At 34.8% G+C, this 22,805-nt stretch carries 24 protein-coding genes and 1 tRNA gene; 19 read left to right on the top strand and 6 right to left on the bottom strand.

Features of this window, described 5'->3' with window-relative positions; genetic code table 11:
- Positions 1 to 13: 13 nt before the first annotated feature.
- Positions 14 to 1,342 carry a (Fe-S)-binding protein gene (locus VB776_RS04045; RefSeq protein WP_323326274.1) on the bottom strand — a complete coding sequence of 443 codons (1,329 nt, stop codon included), beginning with the start codon at positions 1,340 to 1,342 and terminating at the stop codon, positions 14 to 16.
- 262 nt (positions 1,343 to 1,604) lie between these two features.
- Between VB776_RS04045 and VB776_RS04040 the strand changes: the two genes are divergently transcribed.
- From VB776_RS04040 to prmA, 5 genes are all read left to right on the top strand, one after another.
- Positions 1,605 to 1,677 (top strand) — tRNA-Phe (locus VB776_RS04040).
- 256 nt (positions 1,678 to 1,933) lie between these two features.
- Positions 1,934 to 2,236: a hypothetical protein gene (locus VB776_RS04035; protein ID WP_323326272.1), complete on the top strand. Its 303-nt coding sequence runs from the start codon at positions 1,934 to 1,936 to the stop codon at positions 2,234 to 2,236.
- Complete coding sequence (locus tag VB776_RS04030; RefSeq protein WP_323326683.1) at positions 2,131 to 2,754, top strand: HipA family kinase; 624 nt, start codon at positions 2,131 to 2,133, stop codon at positions 2,752 to 2,754. The genes VB776_RS04035 and VB776_RS04030 overlap by 106 nt, the downstream gene beginning before the upstream one ends.
- Before the next feature lie 152 nt (positions 2,755 to 2,906).
- On the top strand, positions 2,907 to 3,758 hold the full coding sequence (locus tag VB776_RS04025) for a hypothetical protein (RefSeq protein WP_323326270.1): 852 nt from the start codon (positions 2,907 to 2,909) through the stop codon (positions 3,756 to 3,758).
- Positions 3,759 to 3,935: 177 nt separating this feature from the next.
- Positions 3,936 to 4,769 carry a 50S ribosomal protein L11 methyltransferase gene (gene prmA, locus VB776_RS04020; protein WP_323326268.1) on the top strand — a complete coding sequence of 278 codons (834 nt, stop codon included), beginning with the start codon at positions 3,936 to 3,938 and terminating at the stop codon, positions 4,767 to 4,769.
- Positions 4,770 to 4,903: 134 nt separating this feature from the next.
- Here the strand turns inward: prmA and VB776_RS04015 are convergent, their stop codons facing one another.
- Positions 4,904 to 5,383, bottom strand: coding sequence for a flavin reductase family protein (locus VB776_RS04015; protein WP_323326266.1), 480 nt, complete (start codon positions 5,381 to 5,383; stop codon positions 4,904 to 4,906).
- Between the two features lie 251 nt (positions 5,384 to 5,634).
- On the opposite strand from VB776_RS04015, the gene VB776_RS04010 reads away from it, so the two are divergent.
- The 3 genes from VB776_RS04010 to VB776_RS04000 all read left to right on the top strand — a co-directional run bounded on the left by VB776_RS04010 (position 5,635) and on the right by VB776_RS04000 (position 9,495).
- Positions 5,635 to 6,843 carry a 4-hydroxy-3-methylbut-2-enyl diphosphate reductase gene (locus VB776_RS04010; RefSeq protein WP_323326681.1) on the top strand — a complete coding sequence of 403 codons (1,209 nt, stop codon included), beginning with the start codon at positions 5,635 to 5,637 and terminating at the stop codon, positions 6,841 to 6,843.
- A 345-nt stretch (positions 6,844 to 7,188) separates the two neighbouring features.
- Positions 7,189 to 7,710, top strand: a complete 522-nt coding sequence (locus tag VB776_RS04005; RefSeq protein ID WP_323326264.1) for a gluconate 2-dehydrogenase subunit 3 family protein — start codon at positions 7,189 to 7,191, stop codon at positions 7,708 to 7,710.
- Between the two features lie 69 nt (positions 7,711 to 7,779).
- A complete protein-coding gene (locus VB776_RS04000; protein ID WP_323326262.1) occupies positions 7,780 to 9,495 on the top strand; it encodes a GMC family oxidoreductase in 1,716 nt (571 codons plus the stop codon).
- Between the two features lie 136 nt (positions 9,496 to 9,631).
- On the opposite strand, the gene VB776_RS03995 is transcribed toward VB776_RS04000, so the two are convergent.
- Positions 9,632 to 9,997, bottom strand: a complete 366-nt coding sequence (locus VB776_RS03995) for a winged helix-turn-helix transcriptional regulator (RefSeq protein WP_323326260.1) — start codon at positions 9,995 to 9,997, stop codon at positions 9,632 to 9,634.
- 160 nt (positions 9,998 to 10,157) lie between these two features.
- Here VB776_RS03995 and VB776_RS03990 point away from each other — a divergent pair, with 160 nt between their 5' ends.
- Entirely contained in the window at positions 10,158 to 11,033 is an 876-nt protein-coding gene (locus VB776_RS03990; RefSeq protein WP_323326258.1) for an SDR family oxidoreductase, read from the top strand.
- A 100-nt stretch (positions 11,034 to 11,133) separates the two neighbouring features.
- Here VB776_RS03990 and VB776_RS03985 read toward each other — a convergent pair whose 3' ends face one another.
- Both VB776_RS03985 and VB776_RS03980 read right to left on the bottom strand, forming a co-directional pair.
- Complete coding sequence (locus tag VB776_RS03985) at positions 11,134 to 12,420, bottom strand: O-acetylhomoserine aminocarboxypropyltransferase/cysteine synthase family protein (protein ID WP_323326256.1); 1,287 nt, start codon at positions 12,418 to 12,420, stop codon at positions 11,134 to 11,136.
- A gap of 137 nt (positions 12,421 to 12,557) precedes the next feature.
- The gene (locus tag VB776_RS03980; RefSeq protein WP_323326252.1) at positions 12,558 to 13,439 is read right to left on the bottom strand and encodes a fructosamine kinase family protein; all 882 of its coding nucleotides are present in this window, start codon (positions 13,437 to 13,439) and stop codon (positions 12,558 to 12,560) included.
- A gap of 169 nt (positions 13,440 to 13,608) precedes the next feature.
- Between VB776_RS03980 and VB776_RS03975 the strand changes: the two genes are divergently transcribed.
- Together VB776_RS03975 and VB776_RS03970 are read left to right on the top strand one after the other, a co-directional pair.
- Complete coding sequence (locus tag VB776_RS03975; protein WP_323257449.1) at positions 13,609 to 13,911, top strand: (2Fe-2S) ferredoxin domain-containing protein; 303 nt, start codon at positions 13,609 to 13,611, stop codon at positions 13,909 to 13,911.
- 59 nt (positions 13,912 to 13,970) lie between these two features.
- The gene (locus VB776_RS03970) at positions 13,971 to 14,588 is read left to right on the top strand and encodes an adenine nucleotide alpha hydrolase family protein (protein ID WP_323326250.1); all 618 of its coding nucleotides are present in this window, start codon (positions 13,971 to 13,973) and stop codon (positions 14,586 to 14,588) included.
- Between the two features lie 206 nt (positions 14,589 to 14,794).
- Here VB776_RS03970 and VB776_RS03965 read toward each other — a convergent pair whose 3' ends face one another.
- Positions 14,795 to 15,490, bottom strand: a complete 696-nt coding sequence (locus VB776_RS03965) for a YjjG family noncanonical pyrimidine nucleotidase (protein ID WP_323326248.1) — start codon at positions 15,488 to 15,490, stop codon at positions 14,795 to 14,797.
- A 160-nt stretch (positions 15,491 to 15,650) separates the two neighbouring features.
- Here VB776_RS03965 and VB776_RS03960 point away from each other — a divergent pair, with 160 nt between their 5' ends.
- From VB776_RS03960 to VB776_RS03925, 8 genes are all read left to right on the top strand, one after another.
- Positions 15,651 to 15,974 (top strand): DUF3467 domain-containing protein, encoded by a 324-nt coding sequence (locus VB776_RS03960; protein WP_184129586.1) that lies wholly within the window; start codon positions 15,651 to 15,653, stop codon positions 15,972 to 15,974.
- 169 nt (positions 15,975 to 16,143) lie between these two features.
- Positions 16,144 to 17,601, top strand: a complete 1,458-nt coding sequence (locus tag VB776_RS03955; protein ID WP_323326246.1) for a tagaturonate reductase — start codon at positions 16,144 to 16,146, stop codon at positions 17,599 to 17,601.
- Positions 17,598 to 18,605, top strand: coding sequence for a sugar kinase (locus VB776_RS03950; protein ID WP_323326244.1), 1,008 nt, complete (start codon positions 17,598 to 17,600; stop codon positions 18,603 to 18,605). Before VB776_RS03955 ends, VB776_RS03950 begins: the two co-directional genes overlap by 4 nt.
- 7 nt (positions 18,606 to 18,612) lie before the next feature.
- Positions 18,613 to 19,272 (top strand): beta/alpha barrel domain-containing protein, encoded by a 660-nt coding sequence (locus VB776_RS03945; protein WP_323326242.1) that lies wholly within the window; start codon positions 18,613 to 18,615, stop codon positions 19,270 to 19,272.
- 188 nt (positions 19,273 to 19,460) lie between these two features.
- The gene (locus VB776_RS03940; protein ID WP_323257435.1) at positions 19,461 to 20,486 is read left to right on the top strand and encodes a rod shape-determining protein; all 1,026 of its coding nucleotides are present in this window, start codon (positions 19,461 to 19,463) and stop codon (positions 20,484 to 20,486) included.
- Between the two features lie 117 nt (positions 20,487 to 20,603).
- Entirely contained in the window at positions 20,604 to 21,452 is an 849-nt protein-coding gene (gene mreC / locus VB776_RS03935; RefSeq protein ID WP_323326240.1) for a rod shape-determining protein MreC, read from the top strand.
- Between the two features lie 52 nt (positions 21,453 to 21,504).
- A complete protein-coding gene (locus VB776_RS03930) occupies positions 21,505 to 22,011 on the top strand; it encodes a hypothetical protein (protein WP_323326238.1) in 507 nt (168 codons plus the stop codon).
- Between the two features lie 167 nt (positions 22,012 to 22,178).
- Positions 22,179 to 22,796 (top strand): sigma-70 family RNA polymerase sigma factor, encoded by a 618-nt coding sequence (locus VB776_RS03925; RefSeq protein WP_184129601.1) that lies wholly within the window; start codon positions 22,179 to 22,181, stop codon positions 22,794 to 22,796.
- Positions 22,797 to 22,805 lie beyond the last annotated feature (9 nt).

Genomic DNA, 22,805 nt, shown 5'->3' with positions numbered 1-22,805 from the left:
CTTAAATCACGCTTTACTTCACTTCATTCGCCCAATTAAATCTATCCGATGTCGCAAATTTCCACGGAGCTTGATTGGTCTCTAAATTAGAAAACATCGCATTCCAAGAAGCAGGAGCGTCGGATTCTTCCATGATTTGATAGCGACGCAATTGAAGAATAATATCTAATGGCGAAATATTTATCGGACATTCCTGTACGCAAGCATTGCAAGTAGTACAAGCACGTAACTCTTCGGAAGTAATATAGCTTCCGTACAAAGCTTTACCGTCTTCAACAAAAATGCCACCGTTTACGGAAAGATTTTTGCCTACTTCTTCGAGTCGGTCACGAGTATCCATCATAATTTTTCGTGGCGACAAAGCTTTGCCCGTTAAATTAGCAGGACAAGACGAAGTACAACGACCGCACTCAGTACAAGAATAGGCATCCATCAAGTTTTTCCAAGATAAATCTTTGATGTCTTTCGCTCCGAAACGAGCAATTTCAGTACTTGCTTCGGCATCAGGCTGAGCCAAACCCAACATAATTTGTACTTCTTTCGTCACTGCTGGCATATTCGGAATTTCACCTTTTGCTTTCAGATTTGAGAAGTACGTATTCGGGAACGCCAAGAAAATATGTAAATGTTTGGAATAAGTGACGTACAGGGCAAAACCCAAAATACCCAAAATGTGTAGCCACCAAGTCGTGCGTTCGTAAATAATTAAAGCGGTTTCGTTCCAATTGCTGAAAATAGGTTTCAAGAAAGTACTAATTACAAAAGAACCCACTGGATGATAATGTTCGTTGCCACGTTCTTGCAAAATACTATCGACAGCATTCATACTGAGGAGTGCCGTCATTAAAATAATTTCAGCAAAAAGAATCGTGTTGGCATCAATAACGGGAAAACCATTTAACTCTCGGTGGCGAGTTGCTTGAAGGCGTTCTACTTTGGTAATATTTCTACGAATCAAAAACACCACACAAACCAAGAGTACGCCAGCGGCTAATATTTCAAAGAAATTAATCAAGAAAGAATAAAAGTTACCCAAAACAGGAGCAAAAAGCCGATGAGTACCCAAAATGCCATCCAATACAATTTCTAATACTTCAACATTAATCAACAAAAAACCTGCATAAATAACAAAGTGCATAATGCCAACGATGGGGCGGTCGAACATCTTTTTTTGCCCGAACGCAATGCGTAACATGGTCTTCAATCGTTCAGAAGGATTATCCGAACGGTCTTCATCTCTGCCTAATAGAATGGTTTTTTTTATGATTTGTATGCGTTTTGAAATAAAATAAGCCGCCAAACCGAAAGCTGCTACGAAGAGAATTTGTTGGATGATTTGCATAGTTCAGAAAAAATAAGTTTTGGTACTTATTTATTTTTAAAATGAATCAGAACCCTTTTTTGATGAATTTAAGGTAAATCTTGTACTTTATTTAACAATTTACTGATTTTATTGTGTGATACAAAGATGTTGATTTTTCAAATAGTATGCAAGCATACTATTTGAAAATAATTTCAAAAATTTTTGAAATTATTTTCGGAAAATGTTTGGTGTTAAAAAAAAGTTTCCTACCTTTGCAGTCCCGAAACACAGGCGGGATTCAGGTGAAGTAGCTCAGTTGGTAGAGCATCGGACTGAAAATCCGTGTGTCGGCGGTTCGAGTCCGCCCTTTACCACAAAAAACCCCTTAAACGCAATGTTTGAGGGGTTTTTGTTTTTTCGAGGTATGCTTTGGTGAACAGTTTTTGCAAAGGATTTCAAACCACCTCCAATCTCAATTCTTTCCCCAAACCCAATTCTACAATTTTATGCAAGGTTTCTAAAAGTCTTGACTTGTAAATAGCCAATTGTTAATTCTAAAAATGTACTTCCACCTTTCATCAAATACAGACTAAAAGAGTATATTTGAGTAAATAAAATAAACGTATTGACGTGCAAATTTACGAGGCTATATCTTTTCAGGAAATTGTGGATGCTGGTGGTTCTACTTATCCGTGGCGAGTGTTGGTTGTAGATGAGCATAAGCATATCAGACCATTTTTAGCAAAGATATTTACGAAACGACAACTCATACAGCAACATGCTATTGCCAAAGAACTATTTGGGAATGTGTTGGCTCGTGAGTTTGAATTAAATGTTCCAGAAGCAGGGTTAGTGAATTTTCAGAACTGTTTATTGAGTATCAACTTAAACAATCAGAAAAGGATATACTTTCACAAAGAGATAATGGATTGAAATTTTGTTGTGAGTGGGTTAATGGAATGCAGATTGTTGATACAAATAACTTAAAATCCCATTTAAAAGATTACGATTTGGCTACCATTTTTGCTTTCGATAACTTTGTACTCAACTTAGATAGAGGTGGATACCGAAACAAACCCAATCTGTTAATTAATGATGAATATTTTTTGTTAATTGATCATGAACAACTTTTTTACTTTTCAGATGATGTTAATGCTTCCGATAATCCAGTAATCGCAGACTTCAAGAATAATATTTGGAATTATCAGGCTGAGAGACATTTATTTTATCCCTTGTTGAAAAGTTTATCACCACGAGCAAAAAAGGATATTTTTGGTACGTTCTGGTATTATCTAAAAAACTTAGATACTAATATTTTGGATGAGACGGCATTTTTCCTAAGTCAACATCAAATTTCGATAGGGAATTTTGATTTGATAAAAGAATATATTTATGAAATAAAGTCCAAACCTGATAAGTTTTGTGATTTATTGATTCAAAAGATTGCTTGAGCCAAGCAAGAAGTAAAAGAGTTTGTCTATTTAGTCGTATATATTTGGAATTGAAATAGCGAATAAATATTACCTAATGCCTAAAATTATAGGTAATTAGAATAATAATTTAAAGATTTCTAATCTTGATGAAATAAGGATTGAAACCAAAGATGAATAACATTTTTCAATATAGCCCTCTTCAATATCACTATAATTCAGCTTCTGGAGAAGTATTGAATGTGGGCTTATTGGTATTGTTTCCTGACCAACAAAAAGTGGCGTTTGTTTATCCAGAAAAACTAAATCGCCTTCGTTATGCCTATCCAAATAGTCTTGCAGAACGTACTTTAAAAGCTTTTTTAAAGGGTATTGATGGCAAAGTTCATGCTCTGAATCGTCAACCTGAAATTTTTAATGATTATAAAAATCGTCCAACTGAATTTATTAATAATGAACTTTTAATAAAAGATGCTTCTGTATTGCAGTTTGGGGAAATTAAAACAAGTATTCTCTACACAGAGAATATTAAGGATATTATAACACAGTTAAAAGATTTGTACTTGTCTTTTTATGAGGTTGAAGAAAGTCCTTATAAAATCCATACTGAGGAGTATTTAATAAAAGAGTATAGAAAAAAAATAAAGTTAGGTAACGAGCAAATTTTTAATCAAAACAAAATTGAAGAAAATAAAAAGATAGGAGAGTACTCTTTCCCGTTTGCTTGGCAGAATGGTACTTATAATATTGTCAGCCCAGTAAGTTTAGATTTAAAAATGCCTGAATCTATCATTAGAAAAGCGACGCTCAATTTTGGGAAATTTACACTTCTACAAAGCTATGCGGATGAAAACAAGGCAATGTTTGATATTTTATTAGCAGAACCCAAGCAGAAATCACTTGTAAAAAAGTACGAAGAAGCCATTACAATTTTAGAACAAGTAAAGTGTGTAAGGCTTTGGGCAGAAAACCAATTAGAGGAATATTCCCAGAGAACTTTGGAAGCGTTAAATTCACAAATCTAAAGAGAACCGAAAAAATGGTTCTCTTTTTTTGTGGGTACTACTTACAAATATTCATTTACAAACCTTTAAGAGTCTGTTGTTGTATGCTTATTTTAAACTTCACTTCAAAATTATTCAACCCCACCCATAGAAAAATATTATCTTTGGCATTGCAAACAAGCAAATCAAAATTTAATCATGAACTACATAGAAGTAAAACTAAACATCAACCCAGAATTTTCGGATATTTTCATGGCGGAGTTAGGTGAAATTGGCTACGAAACTTTTACTGAAGAAGCGGAGGGTTTGAACGCTTACATTACGGAGGACTTGTTTTCTGAAGAAAATCTGGACGAAATTATGGAGCGATATTTAGCGATGACTCCTATTAGTTATAGCTATTCGACTTTAGAGAAAAAGAATTGGAATGAGGAATGGGAGAAAAACTATGAGCCAATTTTAGCTGCCAATGGGCGTGTAAGAGTACGTGCTAATTTCCATGAACCTGATCCAAATATTCAATATGAATTGTTGATTAATCCTAAAATGTCGTTTGGAACTGGACATCATGAAACTACTTCGATGGTGTTAAGTTTACAAATGGAGATTGACCACCAAGCTAAAAAAGTATTAGATGTTGGTTGTGGAACGGGTATCTTAGCCATTTTTGCTTCAAAATTGGGGGCTTCGGAAGTAGCAGGTTTTGATATTGAAGAATGGGCTGCTGAAAATTCTCGTGAAAATGTACAGTTGAATTCTTGTGAAAATGTAGTGATTCGTCAGGGAACAATTGAAGATGAACCTGCCGACCAATACGATATTATTTTGGCAAATATCAACCGTAATATTTTGATGCGTGATATTCCGAAATATGTTGAATTTATGAAACCCGCTCCTTCAAAATTAATTGTAAGCGGTTTTTATCAGCACGACATCGAAGATATTGAAAAAGTAGCTAACGAATCAGGCTTAACAAAAACACATACCGAAAACAAAAATAATTGGGCAGCGGTGATTTTTGAAAGAAAATAATTGGCTTTCGGTCGTCAGCAATCGGCTTTCGGTTTTTGATAGTAGCAAATAAGATAAAATGCAACGGCAACCGTGGAGGTTGCCGTTTTTGTTTTATCAAAACCGAAATCCGAAAGCTGACATCCGAAAGCCACTTACCCTCTCACCAAGCCTTCCGCTCGCAAGTAATCATTTGTCAAAACTTCTTTTTCGGGATTGAGTACTTTTTGCTTCAATACTTCACAGACAAACAATTCATGGTCGCCAGAGTCGATAATTCCAGTGCATTTACATTGAACATAGCCAATGGCTTCGGTTAAATATGGGCAACCTCTTTCGTCCATTTCAAAAGGAAGGTTTATGAACTTGTTTGAAGTCCTTCCACTTTTTCTGCCCAGTTTAGGAATAAGTTTTTTGGCTTGGTCTTTCGCCAAAAGATTTACATTCAGTATCATGCTTTCTCGCACCAATTCTATGGTATAATCCGTTTTGTAAAGAGCAACAGTGATAAATTTACCCTGCATAGCACTTTGCATAACCCAAGTAGTAATGTTTGCATTGATTTGTCCTAATGATGAAACCGTTGTGATAGAATGCAAATCGTAATTTTTGTATTTTAATAATACTTTAGCCATAAAGAGTATTTTTAGGAAATATTAAATTATAAAACGGGTCATTAAACAACTATAAAAGCTTGAATTTTAGTGACCATTTACTCAATTACTGATATTTATTTGACTTGATTTTTACAATTTGATGTAACTTTGAAAACTGTTAATCAAAAAAGTTGTTTAAAGAGATGGAGGTAATTAGTAATTCTTCTGATATTGAACTGTTTCGGGTAGATGCTCCTTCGGAGGGAGATGCCCGAAGAAAAATGAAGAAAATGAAATCATTTCAGATTCCTGATCTATACAAGAGTACTATCATCGGTGGTATCAAGGAGAAACGCCGTTTACAAGATAAACTCAAAAAAGACTTCACGCCAACCGTTTTGGATTATGGTGTTGTAAGGTTTTTGATTTCCAGACATTTTGGTTTTTGCTATGGAGTAGAAAATGCAGTTGAGATTGCTTACAGAACGATAGAAGAAAATCCTGATAAAAGAATTTTTCTGCTATCAGAAATGATTCATAATCCTGATGTAAATGCTGACTTGTTGAGTCGTGGCGTAAGTTTCATCATGGATACTTCTGGTAAACAATTGATTCCTTGGGAAGAATTAACTTTTGATGATGTCGTTATTGTGCCAGCTTTTGGTACAACGGTTGAAATCCAACAACGTCTTTCTGATATTGGAATCAATGCTTATCAGTATGACACTACTTGTCCTTTTGTTGAAAAAGTATGGAATCGTGCTACAGCGATTGGTCAAAAAGATTATACAATCGTGGTGCATGGAAAACCTGCCCATGAAGAAACCAGAGCTACTTTTTCACATGCCAAAGAAAATGCTCCTACTATTGTCGTAAAAGACATTAAGCAAACCATAGAATTGGCGAAATACATCACAGGTGAAAAGTCTGCCGAACAATTTTACGAAGAATTTAAAGGACAGTACTCTGAAGGTTTCGATGTAAAGAAAGATTTACAAAGAATTGGCGTGGTGAATCAGACCACAATGTTGGCTTCGGATACACAAGGAATTGCGGATTATTTGAAGCAAATCATGATTCAACAATATAATATTGAAGGTTCAGACGTAACGGCTTATTTTGCGGATACTCGTGATACACTTTGTTATGCCACTAACGACAATCAAAGTGCTACTTATGGTCTATTGAAAGAGGAGGCAGATTTAGTAGTGGTTGCGGGTGGTTATAATTCATCGAATACTTCACATTTGGTAGAATTATGTGAACAAAAATTGCCAACCTATTTTATTTCTTCTGCCGATAAAATCCTGACAGAAAATCTTATCAGTCATTTTGATTTACATTCAAAAACTGAAAAACATACAAGTGATTTTTTACCGAAAAAAGAGCAAGTAACGATAATGCTTACTTGTGGAGCTTCTTGCCCTGATGCGGTTGTAGAATCAATTTTATTGAAATTGCATTCATTCTTTCCTGAAGCATTGCCGATTGAAGCATAAAAATCGGCAACACTTCTAATAACCGCAAAATACCGCAAGAAAGTATCTCTCGACATACTTGGAGTATCTTCTGAGATATTTTTTGCCGCAAAATACCGCAAAAAAGTATCTCTAAACATTCCTTCTTATTCTTCCTTAAATTCCTCTTTTTCTTTCAGATAATACTTTAGTTGCTTTTTTCTTAGTTTTTATCTTACAATATTTTCTAGTAATTTGACATGGATTTGAGCTTTTGATTGTTCAGTAAATCAGCAGATTTGTCCTAGCTTCCTGAAAGCATATAAGTCAGTCTAAAATCCAGCTTAAAAACTCTTTTATTTGTATTCCTAAATTAATCATAACATAATGCAAAGACGTTCGGCAATCAAAAATTTAGCCTTGACGATAGGTGGAACAATTGTTCTACCAGCGTGGGCAAATGCGTGGAGCAAAGAATCGATTCAAAGTGGTGCTTTTAAGATTACTTATGCTCAAGAAACTTTATTGGCAGAAATCGTAGAAACAATTATTCCGAAAACAGATACGCCAGGAGCCAAAGAACTGGGTGCTGATAAATTTATCTTGAAAATGGTAGCAGATTGTTACGATAAAAAATCTCAAGATATTTTTGCGAAAGGAATGGTTTCGGTAGATGAGATATCGAAAAAAGAAAATGGCAAAACTTTTGTAGAAAGCGATGCTAAACAAAAATTAGAAGTATTGAAGAAAATGAGTACTTCACCAAACAGCGATGAAAAAGGTTTTTTACAATTGGTAAAAAGTCTGACAATCGATGGTTATTTAGTTTCTGAATATGTGATGACCAACTTAAGAATTTTTGAAATGGTTCCGGGTCGTTATCATGGTTGTGTGCCAATCAAGAAATAGTACTAAAAATTTGCTTGACTACTTAAACGTCTAAGCTATTATTCACGATCTCAAATTTCATCTCAAGAAATGTCTAATTTTAATATAGATGCTATAAAAAACCAAACTTACGATGCTATCGTGATTGGTTCAGGAATTAGTGGTGGCTGGGCTGCCAAAGAACTTACAGGAAAAGGATTACGTACTTTGGTTTTAGAACGAGGAAGAGATGTAAAACACGTAATTGACTATCCGACAACGTTGATGCAACCGTGGGAATTTGAACACCATAACCGTATCAAAAAAGAAGTAAAAGATGCCAATCCAATCGTGAGCAAATGTTATGCTTTCTATGAAGGCACAGAACAATTTTTTGTAAAAGATGCCGAACATCCTTACGTACAAGAAAAACCTTTTGACTGGATTCGTGGCTATCAAACGGGTGGGAAATCTTTACTTTGGGCTCGCCAAACACAACGTTGGTCAGAATATGATTTTCAAGGACCAGCTCGTGATGGCTTTGCAGTAGATTGGCCAATACGTTATGCCGACCTTGCTCCGTGGTATAGTTATGTAGAGAAATTTGCTGGAATTTCTGGTAATAAAGATAATGTGCCAAGTTTGCCAGATGGTGAATTTTTAGCACCCCATGAATTAAACTGTTTAGAGAAATATTTTAAAGAACAAGTAGCCAAAAACTATAAAGACCGCCATATTATTACTGGACGTTGTGCGCATCTTACTTCGCCTAAACAAGTACATTACGACCAAGGAAGAGCACAATGCCAAAGCAGAACGATTTGCGAAAGAGGTTGTCCTTATGGTGGATATTTCAGCAGTAATTCTTCTACTTTACCGTGGGCGGCTAAAACGGGTAAATTGACTTTGCGTCCACACTCAGTAGTTCATTCTATCATTTATGATGAGAAAAAAGGCAAGGCTACAGGCGTAAGAGTAATTGATGCTACGACAAACCAAATGATGGAGTTTTATGCAAGAATTATTTTTGTAAATGCAGCAGCTTTAAATTCAAACTTGGTATTGTTGAATTCCACTTCACACCGTTTCCCGAATGGATTGGGTAATGATAGCGGAGTATTAGGTAAATACGTAGCTTTCCATAATTATACAGCAACGATTGATGCTCAGTATGAAGGATTCTTGGATAGTACCACCGATGGACGTAAACCAAATTCAGCTTATGTGCCTCGTTTCAGAAATGTTGAAAAACAAGAAACCGATTTCTTGCGTGGTTATGCGGCAGGTTTCTCGGCTGGACGTTATCAACATGATGATAGAAGTGGTTTAGGAGAAGATTTAAAGAAAGCTTTATTGAAACCAGAATATAACAATGTTTGGAACGTAGGTTCGCACATGATGGGCGAAACCATTCCTAAAGAAAGTAATTATGTGGCTTTGGATAAAACTAAAGTAGATCCTTGGGGAATTCCTCAACTCAAAATTTCAGTTGAATATGATGATAATGACCGTAAAATGGTGAAAGATTTCTTTGAGCAATTCACTGAAATGTACACCAAAGCTGGATTTACAAACATCAGAACAAACGATTCAAACCGTACTCCTGGTTTAGATATTCACGAAATGGGTGGAGCAAGAATGGGTAAAGACCCGAAAACATCTATCCTAAATAAATGGAATGCGATTCATAGTTGTAAAAATGTTTTCGTAACAGATGGAGCATCAATGACTTCAACATCGACACAAAATCCATCACTAACTTATATGGCAATGACGGCTCGTTCAGTTGATTATGCCGTGAAAGAAATGAGAAAAGGGACTTTATAGCTTTGAGTGATGAGCTATAAGTTTTGAGATTTTAGAAAGAATAAAAAAGAAAAGGGTAAGTACCAAATTGGACACTTACCCTTTTCTTTTAGTACAAAAAAGCTCATGGCTCATTTCTCAGGGCTAAGTCTTACAGCTATACCATAAATTTTTCTCTCGAAGTTTTAATTTCATTAATATTCTGGTCTGCCCAAGTTGTCAGACTATGAATGTGTGGCATCAGACTCATGCCCAAATGCGTTAATTGATACTCTACTCTTGGCGGTATTTCTGGAAATACTTGTCTTGCCACCAAACCATCGGCTTCTAAAGTTCTTAGTGTAACCGTCAACATTTTCTGCGAAACATCTCCAATTGTTTTATTGATTTCATTAAAACGCATCGTGCCATTTTCTCCTAAAACCAAAATCACAAGTATCGACCACTTGTCACCAAACCTATCTAATACATTTCTGATAGGGCATTGAGGCGATCTTGAAAATTTCTTTATATTTTTTTTCATCTTAATTGTTTGATTTTCAGTATTAATAACTTCTAAGTAAGTGTCTAACTTTTTCGTACCTTCTTGTGAGGCTATAACTTACCTTTTATCTTTGACTTACCAAAAGTAACTTAATAACTTTTAGTTTGCAAAAATATTCATAAAATAAACATTTAAAGAAATGAGTAAGATATTAGTAACAGGAGCAACAGGCGGATTAGGTAGTGCCGTTGTAAATTTTTTATTAGAAAAAACAGCCGCTTCAAACATTGCAGTATTGGTAAGAGATGCGGCTAAGGTAGAAGCGTTGAAAGAAAAAGGAGTAAATGTACTTGTGGGTGATTATAGTGATTTTGATTCATTAGTCGCTGCATTTCAAGGAATTGATAAATTGTATTTTGTTTCAGGAAGTGATATTCATAACAGAATTTCTCAACAAGAAAATGTAGTAAAAGCAGCTGTTGCGGCTGGTGTAAAACATGTAGTTTATACAAGTTTCCAACGTAAAAACGAAACTGAAACTTCGCCAATTGCCTTTGTTGCAGAAGGTCACTTAAAAACTGAAGAATGGTTGAAAGCATCAGGACTTACTTATACCATTTTGAAACACGGTTTATATACAGATTTATTACCAATGTTTGTGGGCGAACAAGTACTTGAAACAGGAGTAATTTATCAGCCAGCAGGTGATGGAAAAACAGCTTTTGCTTTGCGTACAGACATGGCAGAAGCTGGAGCAAATGTGTTGACAAGCGAAGGACACGAAAACAAAACGTATGAAATTACTGGTTCAAAAACTTATTCTTATCAAGATATTGCCAATATCATTTCGAAAATAACAGGAAAGCAAATTGTACATGTTTCGCCAAGTGTGGAGGAATTTACAAAAACACTTACAGAAGTAGGCGTTCCTGCTGAATACATTGGTTTATTTGCTGGTTTCAGCGGAGCAATCAAGGATGGAGAATTTGATGAAGTAAGTTCAGATTTAGCAGATTTATTAGGAAGAACCCCAGTAGATGCTGAAACTTTCTTACAAGGAGTTTATGGGAAGTAATTTGAAAATTAAAAAAGCTGTTGCACAAATTTTGTACAACAGCTTTTTTAATAAGCTAAAACCTGAAAGCTGAGGACTGATAGCTCAAAGCCTGTAGCTGCTACAAAGCCGCCAAAGCTTGTTCAATATCTTCTTTTAAATCGTCGATATGTTCGATTCCTACAGAGATTCTCAACATCGTAGGTTCAACCCCTGCTGAAATTTGTTCCGCTTCTGAAAGTTGTGAATGCGTTGTTGACGCTGGATGAATAATCAATGTTTTAGCATCGCCCACATTGGCCAAATGGCTGATGAGTTTTAGGCTATTTACAAATTTTTCAGCTTTTGCTTTATCACCTTTTAGTTTGAATGAAAACACGCCACCAAAACCACGAGTAAGGTATTTTTTCGCTAATTCGTGATACGGACTACTTGCTAAACCGGGATAATTTACAGCTTCTACTTCTGGATGTTCAGATAACCAATTAGTAAGAGCAAGTGCATTTTCACCAATTCTTTCTACTCTTAAAGTCAACGTTTCTAAACCTTGTAACAACAAGAAAGAATTGAATGGACTTTGTGCTGGACCCCAATCACGCAAACCTTCTACTCTGGCACGAATGATAAACTGAATATTTCCGAAAGGACCACCGATTCCAAAAACATCGTTGAGTACCAATCCGTGATAACTAGGAGACGGCTCAGTAAACTGTGGATATTTTCCATTTCCCCAGTTGAAAGTACCCGCATCTACAATTACTCCACCCATCGTAGTTCCATGTCCGCCAATCCATTTGGTAGCAGATTCAACAATAATGTGTGCTCCATGTTTGATTGGCTGTGCAATAGCACCGCCCGCACCAAAAGTATTATCAACGATAATTGGTAAATCGTATTTTTTAGCCAATTCAGCAAAAGCTTCAAAATCAGGAATACTGAAACTTGGATTTCCGATAGTTTCTAAATAAATCGCCTTGGTTTTATCGTCAATCAAGGCTTCAAAAGACGAAACATCGTCACCATCAGCAAAACGAGCTTCAACACCAATATTTTTGAATGAATTTTTGAATTGATTATACGAACCACCGTATAAAAACGAAGTAGTAATAAAATTGTCGCCAACCGTAGTAATATTATTGATAGCGATAAACTGTGCCGCATGGCCAGAAGCCACAGCCAAAGCCGCCACGCCACCTTCTAAGGCAGCTAAACGTTTTTCAAAAACATCACTTGTTGGGTTCATAATTCGGGTATAAATATTCCCAAATTCTTTTAAGGCAAAGAGGTTGGCTCCGTGTTCTGCATTGTTGAACTGATAAGCCGTAGTTTGATAAATAGGTACTGCACGAGAATTTGTTGTAGGGTCGATTTCTTGCCCAGCGTGCAATTGGAGTGTTTCAAATTTCATGAGATTGTTATGTTAATTAGATTTAATAAATTCTACAAATTCGATAGACAAAGTTATAATTTTAATTTAATGTGTAAGTAATAAGGTTGTAAAATTTTAGAAAAATATTTAATGGCAAGTAAATCAGTGGATTATCATTAATACTTCTTCAAAATCTTCTCAACGGCATCTAAATATCCGCCACCAAAAAGATTAACATGAACCATTAATGGATATAAATTATATAGTGGAATTCGATCGCCAAAACCATTTTCGATTGGATATACTTCGTGATAGGCTTCATAAAAAACAGGTTCAAAACCACCAAACATAGTAGTAAATGCTAATTCTGCTTCACGCAAACCGTAATAACAAGCGGGGTCAACCAAGGCTACTAAACCTTTACTATCAGTCATTACGTTTCCCGACCATAAATCACCATGTAATAATGCTGGCTTTTCATTTGGTATTAGGGTGGGTATTTTTTCAAAAAGTGTTTGAAATTTATCGTATAATTCTTGAGAAATCTTGCGGTCGTAAAGGGCTAAACCAGCCTGTACTTTCAATCTTTTTTCAATAAAAAACTGAACGCCATCTTCCATCCATTCATTGTTTTGGCGTAAAGCACCAATATAATTATTAAAATCTAAGCCGTGACTGTGGTGAGTATGTGTATGAAGTTTAGCCAGTTTTTGTCCAAAATCTTGCCAATAATTTTCTTGTTTATAACTTGCCGTCAAGAATTCAATCATTAAATATTCTTTATCCAAAATCTTTCCATAATTGATTACTTCTGGAATTGAAAGTACGTTTTTATCACGCAAAGTTTGTAAGCTTTTTGCTTCCGATTCAAACATTCCATCATGGTCGCCTTGATTCCATTTAATAAAATAATCGCCTTCGGCAACTTTTACTTTTACGGCAAGGTTGAAATTTCCGCCATAAAAAAACTGAAAATCAAGTACTTCTGGATGATGTCCTAAGTTTTCAAAAAGAATACTTTCGATAAACTGATATTGTTCTTGCGTCTGAAAAGTCATACAAATATTGATTGCAAAATGTGTCGATAAAGATTTATTTATCTTCTGCCTTCTTGGGTTTATTCCAAAATTACGAGAAAACCGTTAAATTGCATGGATTGAACGATTTTATCAAAAACAAATTGTTGAAATTCATTTCAGCAGTTATCAGCGAAAATTAAAAAACAAAATGAAATACAAGAAACACGTTTTTATTTGTACGAATCAGAAAGATGCACCCAAAAAATGTTGTGGCTCAGAAAGAGGAAGTGCATTGGTTGATGCTTTCAAAGCATCTTTAAAAGAAAAAGGATTATTGTCAGAAATCAGAGCACAAAAAACAGGCTGTTTAGATGTTTGTGCTTTCGGACCAGGTTTAGTGGTTTATCCTGAAGGAGTATTTTATGGCAACGTACAATTATCGGATGTAGAAGAAATTGTAGAAAGTCATTTAATTGGCGATCAAGCGGTTGAACGTTTGGTAATAGCTTAACATTATTTCTATTAATTTGAAACGGATTTTTCCGTTTCAAATTAACAATCAAAAACAAAATGTATAGAATTTATCCCACATTAATCAATTCATTTGTTTTGTATGAGCAACAAGTATTGGATGCTCAGGGTAATATTTTGGTGGATTTGTGGGAAATGATTGATAGGATTAACAGAGTAAAAAAGCCAACTACCGAAGCCCAACAAAAAGGTATTGATTTTGAAAAGGCAGTAGTGACGGGCGAAAATGAAGAATTATTTGGTGAAAAAATTATCGAAAAAGCTCGTGAATTTTTACCAGCCAAATACAAAACACAGTTTTATACAGAAGCCAAGTATAAAAATTGTTTAATTTACGGTTTTGTAGATTTAGTCGGTGGCGACCGTGCCGTTGATTTAAAATCGACTAGACTTTATGAACCCAATCGTTTTGCGTTGAATCATCAAAATTTGTACTTATTAGGATTACAAAAATGGGGCGTAAAAACCTTAGATTATATCATCACTGATTTTGAAGACGTATATCAAGAACGCTACGACATCAAAACTTACGATTTTACACCACTCTATCACCAAATAGACGCTTTCGTAGCATTTCTTGAACAGCACAGAAAATTAATCAAAGACAAAAAGATTTTTGATAAAAAAGGAGATACAAATCAGTTGTCGTTGTTTTGAAATGGTTTTAGGCTGTATGCTTTAGGCAGTAGGCTTAAATTTTCTACTCTTTTGTCTTGCCTCAAAAAATCTTCAAGTCAAAAATGCTTAAGTCTTCCAGTTCTCTAGTCTCTAGTCTCTAGTCTTTTGTCTTGCCTCTTGCCTCTAAAAATCTTCAAGTCAAAAATGCTCAAGTCTTCCAGTCCTCAAGTCTTTGAGTCTCAAAATTAAAAAATCTCCTTCAACTCAATCAAATCCTTCACTTCATGTTTGGGTTGTAAAGTAATATCTTGTTTTCTGCCATCTGGATTAAAAAAAACTGTATCAATTCCAGCTTTGGCTGCTCCCACAATATCACTTTGAAAACTATCGCCAATCATGATACATTCATGAGGTTTTGCTCCGACCAAATTTAAAGCATATTCAAAAATACCCACTTCTGGTTTTTTGAATCCTGAATTTTGGAAAGTAACGATTTCTCGGAAATAATGTTTAATCCCACCTGAAGTCATTTTAATATCCTGCACTTCCATAAAACCGTTCGTGATAATGTGTAATGGATACTTTGGAAAAAGGTAATCCAAAACAGATTTAGCATTCGGTAATAAATTGGGTTTACGAACCGAAATGTTGATATAAGTATCCGAAATTTTATCGCAAAGTGAATAATCATAACAACCTAATTCAGAAAAAATCATTCTAAAACGGTTATGGCGTAATTCGGGCTGAGCTATTTTTCCTTGTTCATACAAATCCCATAATTGATGGTTGATTTCATTGAATTTTAAGTAAAATTGATGTGGAGAAGGAATGCCATAAGTATGTAATTCGAAGTGTTGATATACTTCGTCTAATGCTTGTTTAGAATTGGTATTATGATCCCAAAGGGTATGGTCAAGGTCGAAAAAAAGATGTTTATACATAAAGATTTTTATACAAATATGTTGAGGTAAATCTTTGAAACAAAGTACTAAGCATTTTGTTTTAAAGGATAAAACCTGAATTAATTTGCAATAAGATATTCTTTTGTATAAATTCATAGTCTGTAAAAAACAATTTCAAGAAATCTAATTGAACTATAAAATGGCTAGTCAACCCACTGAAGAAAACCAGATAAATGTAGAATTAACCGAGGCAATGGCAGAAGGAGAATACGTAAATCTGGCGATGATTGCACACTCTCAAAGTGAATTTGTGATTGATTTTATTAAAATGATGCCCGGAATACCCAAAGCAAGAGTAAAGTCAAGAGTCATTCTAACACCTGACCACGTGTACCGTCTTTTGAATGCTTTAAAGGAGAATATTCAAAAATACGAAGAGGCTTATGGCCCAATAACAGATGATAAAAACCAAGACGGCTTCCATTTTCCAACAAATTATCGTGGCCCGATAGGAGAAGCTTAGATTAAACTATAAGCAACACAATTTTTAGCATTTTCATCAATAAAGCGTAAAATGAGTAATAGATTATGGTCTATTTGCTTGATTTACGCTTTATTGTTAAAACAATAATGAGTAGATAGTAAGTACTTTGAGGCTTTAAAATATATAAATAATTAAATATTGTGATACAATGAACCAAAAACTGACCAGAGAATATTTAGCGTCGAATGCTGAAAACTTGAGTAAACTTGTTGAATTACCTAATGATAAAATTTTTGAACTTCCCGAAAAAGTACTTCAATTTGGTACTGGAGTATTATTGAGAGGACTTTGCGATTATTTTATTGATAAGGCTAACAAAAAGGGAGTGTTCAATGGTCGTATAGTGGTGGTTAAATCTACAGACAAAGGTGGCACTGACGATTTCAATGAACAAGATGGACTTTTTACACATTGTGTAAAAGGTTTAGAAAATGGACAACCCGTTGAAGAATACATTATTAATGCTTCAATCTCTCGTACTATTTCAGCTCGTTCACAATGGAATGAAATTTTAGCTTGTGCGAAAAACCCTGAAATGCAAGTAATCATTTCTAACACAACGGAAGTTGGTATTGCTCTAGTAGAAAATGATAAAATCGCAAATACTCCACCACAATCATTTCCTGTAAAATTATTAGCTTTTTTATACGAGCGTTGGAAAGAGTTCAAAGGTTCTCCAGAAAGCGGAATGGTGATTATTCCAACAGAATTAATTGTTGGAAATGGAGATAAATTACAAGAAATTGTATTAGAACAAGCACACCGTAATGGACTTGAACCAGAATTTATCGAATGGCTTGAAAACCACAATTCATTCTGTAATTCATTAGTAGATAGAATTGTGCCGGGAAAACCAGACAAAGAAATTTGTGAAGAACTAGAAAAGAAATTCTCGTATCAAGATGATTTGATGATACTTTCTGAGGTCTATCGTTTATGGGCAATTCAAGGAGATGAAAAAATCCGTAAAATTTTATCTTTCGCAAGTGTAGATTCAGGAGTTATCATCGAAAGAGACATCGAAGTGTATCGTGAATTAAAGTTAAGAATGCTTAACGGAACACATACTTTAACTTGCGGAATGGCTTATTTATTAGGTTTCCGTTTAGTGAAAGATGTAATGAGTAATAGCTATTTAAGTAAAATTATCACCAATATGATGTTGGGTGAAGTTTCTTTAGCCATTCCTTATAAAATAGACCCTAAAATTAAAGACCGTTTCGGCAGAATGGTTTTAGACCGTTTCCGTAATCCATTCTTGCAACATAAATTATTAGATATTACGGTGCAGTACACCGCTAAAATGAAGATGCGTAATATCCCTATTCTTTTGCAATACTATCGTGAATTTGGCAAAGCACCAGAATTGTTTGCAATGGGTTTTGCGGCATATTTACAATTCATGAAGGCAGAAAAAGAAGTGAATGGTAATTATTTTGGAGAATGCAATGGTGAGTATTACCCAATCAATTGTAATTTTGCTCCGTACTTTTATGAAGCATGGGAAAATTTTGATTTAGATAAAGTATTATCCAACAGAAGTTTGTGGGGAGAAGACTTAACACAATTAGAAGGATTTTCTGATGCAGTAAGAAAATATTTATGAAAAAAGTAGTCACTTTCGGTGAGATAATGATGAGGCTTAGTACGCCAAATCATGCTCGCTTTCAACAGTCGACAAGTTTTGATATTAATTTCGGTGGGGGCGAAGCAAATGTTTCGTCCTCATTGGCTATTATGGGTATTCCTGCGAGCCACGTTACTCGTTTTCCCGATAATGATTTAGGTTCAGCCGCTATCAACACTTATCGAAAGTACGGATTGAGTATGCAAGATGTTGTCCGAGGAGGCGACCGTATCGGTATTTATTATGTAGAACAAGGAGCAGCGATGCGTCCAAGTAAAGTAATTTACGACCGAGCTAATTCTTCTTTTGCTAGTCTAAAACCTTCTGGATTTAACTGGGAACAAATCTTTGAAGATGCTCAATGGTTTCATTTCACGGGTATTACTCCTGCTATTTCAGCAAGTGCAGCTCAAGCTTGTTTAGAAGCAGTACAAACAGCTAGTCGTTTAGGATTAAAAGTTTCTGCCGATGTAGGCTATCGTTCTAATTTATGGAAATGGGGCAAGAAACCCAATGAAGTAATGCCTGAATTGATTGAAAACTGCGATGTGATTATTTGTAGCAAAGGTGATGCCGAAGATATGTTTGGCATTGTGCCTAATGACGAAAAGAAAAGTTTCAAATCAGTTTGTCAACAACTTACAGAACGTTTTCCAAAGCTAAGAAAAATATTGACAACCAAACGAGGACAGATTTCGGCTTCACACAATACTTTGGTTGGAAAATGCTGGAACGGCTTTGAAATGCTAGAGACCAAGCAAATCAATATTCCAGATATTGTTGATAGAATTGGCGGAGGAGATGCTTTTATGGCTGGTTTTATTTATGGAGAAATCATTTATCAAAATACACAAAAAGCAATTGAATTTGGAGTAGCAGCTTCGGCACTAAAACATACGATTGAAGGCGATTTTAATTTATCGTCAGTAAAGGAAATAGAAGCCGTGATGAATGGCGATGTAAGCGGAAAATTAAGAAGATAAATTAGCTATGAGATTTTCCAAAGAGGTTTTGTACGATAAACTTTATCAGACACCAATCATGCCACTTTTCAATCATCCTGATGTTGAAAAGAGTAAAGCTGTTGTAAAAGCTTGTTATGATGGTGGAATCAGAGTTTTTGAATACACTAATCGTGGTGTTGGTGCAGATAAAGTTTTTGCCGCATTAGTAAAATACATTCGGAATGATTTTCCAGATATGGCAATTGGTATTGGCACTATTTATAATGCAGAAGAAGCCGAATACTTTGTTAGTTTAGATGCTGACTTTATTGTTCAGCCAACATTGGATGTTGGAGTAGCTCAGGTTTGTCAAAAAAATGACATGGCGTGGTTCCCAGGAGTACTTACTCCTAACGAAATTTATAAAGCCTATCTATTGGGTGCTGATATTGTTAAAATATTTCCTGCCAATATTTTAAATCCTTCTTTTGTAAAAGCTGTTAAAACGGTGATGCCCCAAATAGAAATGATGATAACTGGTGGCGTTGAACCCAATGAGCGGAGTTTGAATACTTGGCTAGATGCTGGAGCTAAATTCGTTGGAATGGGTGGACAACTATTCCCTAAATCCATTTTAGAAAGCAATAATTTTACTTGGATTGAAAATACAGTAAAAGAAAGTCTAAGAATTCTTTCAAACAGATAATCCTTTATCTACTTTGGTCTTTATCTTTAAATCCTACTAAATTTTTTCCTCATGGTTTTAAGGTAATCTCTCACATTCTCATTAATTTTGTACTTTTACAAGAATATCTGAAAACAGGTGATTTTAAATGATTAACTTTACACAAGACCTGTCATTAAAAATATTAATATAAAGAACAAAATCATAAAATGGGATTATTCAATTTCCTGACGTCAGACATTGCTATTGACCTTGGTACTGCCAATACGTTAATTATTCATAAAGATAGAATTGTGGTTGATGAACCATCAATTATTGCCCTTGATAAAGCCACCAATAAAGTATTGGCAATTGGTAACAAGGCGATGCAGATGCACGAAAAAACCAACGAAAATATCAAAACGATTCGTCCTTTAAAAGATGGAGTAATTGCCGATTTTACGGCTGCCGAATTGATGATTCGGGGAATGATTAAAATGATTGATACGGGAAACCGTTTTTTAACGCCTTCTCATCGCATGGTAATTTGTATTCCTTCAGGAATTACAGAGGTTGAAAAAAGAGCGGTAAAAGATTCAGCAGAACATGCTGGTGCTAAAGAAGTGTACATGATTCACGAGCCTATCGCTGCGGCAATTGGTATTGGAATAGATATTGAACAACCGAATGGTTCAATGATTGTGGATATTGGTGGTGGTACAACTGAAATTGCAGTAATTGCACTTTCAGGAATTGTATGTGAAGCTTCTGTACGTATTGCGGGTGATGTATTTACTCGTGATATTGTTGACTATATGCGTCGTGAACACAATTTATTGATTGGTGAACGTTCAGCAGAATTAATCAAGATTGAAGTCGGTTCTGCTTTGCCAGAATTAGAAAACCCACCAGCAGATTATGAAATTCGTGGACGTGATTTAATGACGGGTATTCCTAAAGAAATTAAAGTTACTTATTCTGAAATTGCTTATGCTTTAGATAAATCAATTTCTAAAATTGAAGAAGCTGTAATGAAAGCCCTAGAGGTTTCTCCTCCTGAACTTTCAGCTGATATTTATCACAATGGTATTCATTTAACAGGTGGTGGAGCTTTATTACATGGTTTAGATAAGCGTTTGGCAAATAAAACTAAATTGCCAATTCATATTGCAGATGATCCATTAAGAGCTGTTGTACGTGGAACAGGTGAAGTATTAAAACATCTTGACCACTTCAAGCCTATTCTCATCTCTTAATTAAACAAGCTAAGAAATGAGTAAATGAAAGAATGATATTTTATGTTCTTTCGTTTACTCATTTTTACATTATAGACTTTTCCAAAATCAATTACTCCAAGATTCTTCTTTTAGCAAATGTATCAGTTAATCCAATTTATTTCTAGGAAACGAGCCTTCATTCTATTTGCATTATTGGAGGTACTGAGTCTATGGTTTTTTTATTCATACAATAATTACCCAAGTGCTGTGATGTTTAATACAACCAACTATTATGCAGCACAAGCTTTAGAAATTTCAAATTCAATTGTTGAATATTCAAATCTTAGAAAAGTAAATGATGATTTAAGTGCTGAAAACAAACATCTGTATGAATTGGTAGGGAAATTACAAGCCCAGCAAACGCCAATAGCATTATCAAACATTACTTATAAAGCAGATTCTGCTGTAGCTGCTCGTTTTAGGTTTACTGTAGCCAAGGTAACCAACCTTTCGGTAGCACAATTCAATAATTATATTACTATTGATAAAGGTACTGCGGATGGCTTAGCACCAGGAATGGGCGTAATTTCTTCAACAGGAGTAGTTGGTAAAATTAAATCCTGTTCAGAACACTATTCAAGAATAATTTCTATCCTTCATTCAGAATATACCGTTTCTGCGAAAGTAAAAAGTAATAACGAAATTGGTTCAGTAAAGTGGGATGGTAAAAATCCTTCTATTGTTGAAATGACGGATGTTTCAAGATATAAAAATGTTAGAGTAAAGGATACCATTATGACTTCCGACTTTAACTATGTTTTCCCTTCTAACATCGTAATCGGTTATGTCAGTAAAGTAGGTTTAAAGCCAGATCAAACTTTTCATGACATCAAAGTAAAATTGGCTACCGACTTTAGTACACTTTCTTATGTGTATGTCATTAATAACAAACTTGAAAAAGAACAGAAGGCTTTAGAAAGTACTGACAGCGAAGTAAAGAAATAAAAACCTGTTGTAATAATTGTGCATAGCTTAAACTCGGCAATTTAATTTAAGAATGACTCCAAGAAATATTTTTCCACAAATACTTACTTTTATTTTTTATCTTTTGTTGCAAATTTTCTTTGTCAGACAATTGGTATTCCTCAATCACGCATTTTGTTTTGTTTACGTAGCCACTGTTATTCTACTTCCTTTTGATATTAGTAGAGTACAGCTAGTGTTTCTAGGCTTTATTGCTGGAATATTTATTGATATTTTTTATAATACCATCGGTGCAAATGCCGCAGCGATGACTTTCATCGCTTATATTCGTACTCCCATTTTAGCACTATTAGTACCACAAAGAGGCTATGACGAACGCCAAATACTTAGTCTAAAATCAATGGGTTTATCTTGGTTTGTATCTTATGTAACGATATTGACTTTTGTTCATCATTTTATACTTTTTTCATTAGAAGCTTCAGATTTTGGTCTTATTCTACCCATTCTAGCCAAAGTAATTGCCAGCACCATTTTTACAACTTTAGTAATTATCATTATTCAGTTTTTTAGAAAAGATTAATCACCAATCATGATTGTGCCTTTTTGTCAGGAAAATGACAAAAATCATGCTTGGCAAGTTGTTTGTTTATAAAAATTTATCTAAAACAATGTAATGTAGATTCAATAAATTACTTGATAATTAAGGTATCATTTTCTATTTTTATCAAGTGATATTCAGCAGCAACCATGGACGAGCAAGAAGAAATTAAAATAACTCAAACCTATACTGAAGTAGAAAAACACAGAGTTTTCGAAAAAGAGTTTATGCCGTACATTGACTCAATGTACAACTTTGCCTTTCGTCTGACGAATGATGAAGATGATGCTAACGACCTCGTTCAAGATACTTATCTGAAAGCATTTAGATTCATCAACTCTTTTGCTGAAGGAACTAATGCCAAAGCATGGCTGTTCAGAATCCTGAAGAATAGTTTTATCAACGATTTTAGGAAGAAGTCTAAAGAACCTTCAAAAGTTGACTATCAAGATGTTGAAACAACTTATAATTCTGAAGAAGACGCTGAAACAACCCAAACAGTAGATTTAAGAGCTGATACAGTTCAAGATTTAATTGGGGATGAAATTGCAAACGCTTTAAATGCTTTGCCAGTTGATTTTAGAACGGTGATTATCCTTTGTGATGTTGAAGGATTTACCTATGAAGAAATGGCGAAGATTTTGGATATTCCTATCGGAACTGTCCGTTCTCGTTTGCACCGTGCCAGAATGTTGTTAAAAGAGAAATTGAAATCGTATGCCAAATCATTAGGCTATGACGTAAATGCTGACAGCATGGCAGAATAAGTAGCTATG

Source organism: Arcicella gelida, from assembly GCF_034931025.1.
GTDB classification, from domain to species: domain Bacteria; phylum Bacteroidota; class Bacteroidia; order Cytophagales; family Spirosomataceae; genus Arcicella; species Arcicella gelida.
Note: the sequence above shows the minus strand (reverse complement) of the source record. Positions and strands in the feature narration are given on the sequence as shown.

What these genes read in the sequence shown, in the direction of transcription:
- VB776_RS04045 (WP_323326274.1), bottom strand. Translation starts at nt 1,342, where the DNA reads ATGCAAATCATCCAACAAATTCTCTTCGTAGCAGCTTTCGGTTTGGCG.
- VB776_RS04025 (WP_323326270.1), top strand. Translation starts at nt 2,907, where the DNA reads ATGAATAACATTTTTCAATATAGCCCTCTTCAATATCACTATAATTCA.
- prmA (WP_323326268.1), top strand. Translation starts at nt 3,936, where the DNA reads ATGAACTACATAGAAGTAAAACTAAACATCAACCCAGAATTTTCGGAT.
- VB776_RS04015 (WP_323326266.1), bottom strand. Translation starts at nt 5,383, where the DNA reads ATGGCTAAAGTATTATTAAAATACAAAAATTACGATTTGCATTCTATC.
- VB776_RS04010 (WP_323326681.1), top strand. Translation starts at nt 5,635, where the DNA reads ATGAAATCATTTCAGATTCCTGATCTATACAAGAGTACTATCATCGGT.
- VB776_RS04005 (WP_323326264.1), top strand. Translation starts at nt 7,189, where the DNA reads ATGCAAAGACGTTCGGCAATCAAAAATTTAGCCTTGACGATAGGTGGA.
- VB776_RS04000 (WP_323326262.1), top strand. Translation starts at nt 7,780, where the DNA reads ATGTCTAATTTTAATATAGATGCTATAAAAAACCAAACTTACGATGCT.
- VB776_RS03995 (WP_323326260.1), bottom strand. Translation starts at nt 9,997, where the DNA reads ATGAAAAAAAATATAAAGAAATTTTCAAGATCGCCTCAATGCCCTATC.
- VB776_RS03990 (WP_323326258.1), top strand. Translation starts at nt 10,158, where the DNA reads ATGAGTAAGATATTAGTAACAGGAGCAACAGGCGGATTAGGTAGTGCC.
- VB776_RS03985 (WP_323326256.1), bottom strand. Translation starts at nt 12,420, where the DNA reads ATGAAATTTGAAACACTCCAATTGCACGCTGGGCAAGAAATCGACCCT.
- VB776_RS03980 (WP_323326252.1), bottom strand. Translation starts at nt 13,439, where the DNA reads ATGACTTTTCAGACGCAAGAACAATATCAGTTTATCGAAAGTATTCTT.
- VB776_RS03975 (WP_323257449.1), top strand. Translation starts at nt 13,609, where the DNA reads ATGAAATACAAGAAACACGTTTTTATTTGTACGAATCAGAAAGATGCA.
- VB776_RS03970 (WP_323326250.1), top strand. Translation starts at nt 13,971, where the DNA reads ATGTATAGAATTTATCCCACATTAATCAATTCATTTGTTTTGTATGAG.
- VB776_RS03965 (WP_323326248.1), bottom strand. Translation starts at nt 15,490, where the DNA reads ATGTATAAACATCTTTTTTTCGACCTTGACCATACCCTTTGGGATCAT.
- VB776_RS03960 (WP_184129586.1), top strand. Translation starts at nt 15,651, where the DNA reads ATGGCTAGTCAACCCACTGAAGAAAACCAGATAAATGTAGAATTAACC.
- VB776_RS03955 (WP_323326246.1), top strand. Translation starts at nt 16,144, where the DNA reads ATGAACCAAAAACTGACCAGAGAATATTTAGCGTCGAATGCTGAAAAC.
- VB776_RS03950 (WP_323326244.1), top strand. Translation starts at nt 17,598, where the DNA reads ATGAAAAAAGTAGTCACTTTCGGTGAGATAATGATGAGGCTTAGTACG.
- VB776_RS03945 (WP_323326242.1), top strand. Translation starts at nt 18,613, where the DNA reads ATGAGATTTTCCAAAGAGGTTTTGTACGATAAACTTTATCAGACACCA.
- VB776_RS03940 (WP_323257435.1), top strand. Translation starts at nt 19,461, where the DNA reads ATGGGATTATTCAATTTCCTGACGTCAGACATTGCTATTGACCTTGGT.
- mreC (WP_323326240.1), top strand. Translation starts at nt 20,604, where the DNA reads ATGTATCAGTTAATCCAATTTATTTCTAGGAAACGAGCCTTCATTCTA.
- VB776_RS03930 (WP_323326238.1), top strand. Translation starts at nt 21,505, where the DNA reads ATGACTCCAAGAAATATTTTTCCACAAATACTTACTTTTATTTTTTAT.
- VB776_RS03925 (WP_184129601.1), top strand. Translation starts at nt 22,179, where the DNA reads ATGGACGAGCAAGAAGAAATTAAAATAACTCAAACCTATACTGAAGTA.